This window comes from Rhizobium sp. UBA1881, assembly GCF_002338015.1.
Classification (GTDB): domain Bacteria; phylum Pseudomonadota; class Alphaproteobacteria; order Rhizobiales; family Rhizobiaceae; genus Rhizobium.
In genome coordinates, this window is the sequence record NZ_DDHH01000074.1 from 2994 (window position 1) to 4476 (window position 1483).

The window sequence follows — 1483 nt, forward strand, 5'->3', positions numbered from 1 at the left end:
AACTCATCACCGACGGCACCCGCAACGCCCTGCCGGGGCTCGCCCGCATTCTCGGCGATGCCCGCAGCTTCCGCCCGGAGGTGAGCGCAGAGATCGAACGGCAGATGCGCGTGATCGCCGAGGGTACGGCGATGGCCCACAACGTGGCCGCCGAGACGCGCTACGCGCGAATTCGTGCCGCTCATCAACGATGCCACCTTGGTGGAGGAGGCCATGGCCGCCGCCCGCACTGTCCTGCATGCCGACGACGTCAAAACGGCCGCCGAACCGATGACGGCATCGGAGGATTTCGCGCGCTTCCTGGAACACATGCCGGGCTGCTTCGTCTTCATGGGCAACGGCGAAAGCTCGGCGCCGCTGCATAATCCCGATTTCGATTTCAACGACGCTGGCCTTCTGCCCGGAGCACGCTACCATGCCGCGATCATCAGGCGACGTCTGCCGCTTGCCTGAGTTTCCGCCCGCATATTTCTACTGCCTGACATTCAATCGCAATGGAGCATCGACATGGCGCATTCCCTGAACAAGTCCTCCGCGGCCACCGGCGTTTCCGGCGCCAACCAGCCGGAGCTCGATACCGAGGAGGTCTGGCAGGCCCGCGCCGATCTGGCGGCCTGCTTCCGCATGGCGGCGCGCCATGGGCTCGAGGAGGGGATCTGCAACCATTTCTCGGCGCTGGTCCCCGGCTATGACGACCTCTTCATCGTCAATCCCTATGGCTATGCCTTCCGCGAGCTGACGGCCTCGAAGCTTCTTATCTGCGATTTTCACGGCAATGTCGTCTCGGGCGAAGGCGAGCCGGAGGCGACCGCCTTCTATATTCATGCCCGCATCCACGCCCGCGTTCCGCGCGCCCGCGTCGCGTTCCACACCCACATGCCCTGCGCGACGGCGCTGTCGATGACCGAGGGCGAGCCGTTGATCTTCGCCGGCCAGACGGCGCTGAAATTCTACGGCCGCACTGCTTACGACCGCGATTACAACGGCCTGGCGCTGGACGAGCGCGAGGGGGATCGCATCGCCAATGCGATCGGCGACGCCGACATCGTCTTCATGAAGCATCACGGCGTCATGGTGCTGGCGCCCAATATCGCCGAAGCCTGGGACGATCTTTACTATCTCGAGCGCGCCTGCCAGGTGCAGACGCTGGCGCTCTCCACCGGCCGCGAGGTCCTGCCCGTCGCCCCCGATATCGCCGAGGCCGCCTACCGCCAGATGCGCGAGGGAGATCCGGAATCGGCACGGCTGCATCTGGAGGCGATCAAGCGCATGCTCGACGCCGAGGAGCCGCAATATCGCGATTGAGGGTGGGAGAGGGCGCGCGTCCGCAGGGTGCGCGCCTGACACGAGACGGCGATGCCTGATGGCGAATAACGGATCGAGCCGAACGGTTCGTTCGCTTTGTCACTGACAGAGATTTTTAGGAAAAGTCGTTTGTTATCAATGATAACGAAGAGAGAAGTGGCACGCCCTAGGGGAGTCG

Annotated in this window: 1 protein-coding gene and 1 pseudogene; both read left to right on the forward strand. The window is 64.1% G+C overall.

Translation table 11 applies throughout. From position 1 onward, the window contains the following. Nucleotides 1-453 (forward strand): annotated as a pseudogene (locus B3605_RS08605) (M20/M25/M40 family metallo-hydrolase); the annotation flags it as partial. 54 nt (nucleotides 454-507) lie between these two features. Beyond that, a complete protein-coding gene (locus tag B3605_RS08610; RefSeq protein WP_296433530.1) occupies nucleotides 508-1305 on the forward strand; it encodes an aldolase in 798 nt (265 codons plus the stop codon). The last annotated feature ends 178 nt before the right edge of the window (nucleotides 1306-1483 follow it).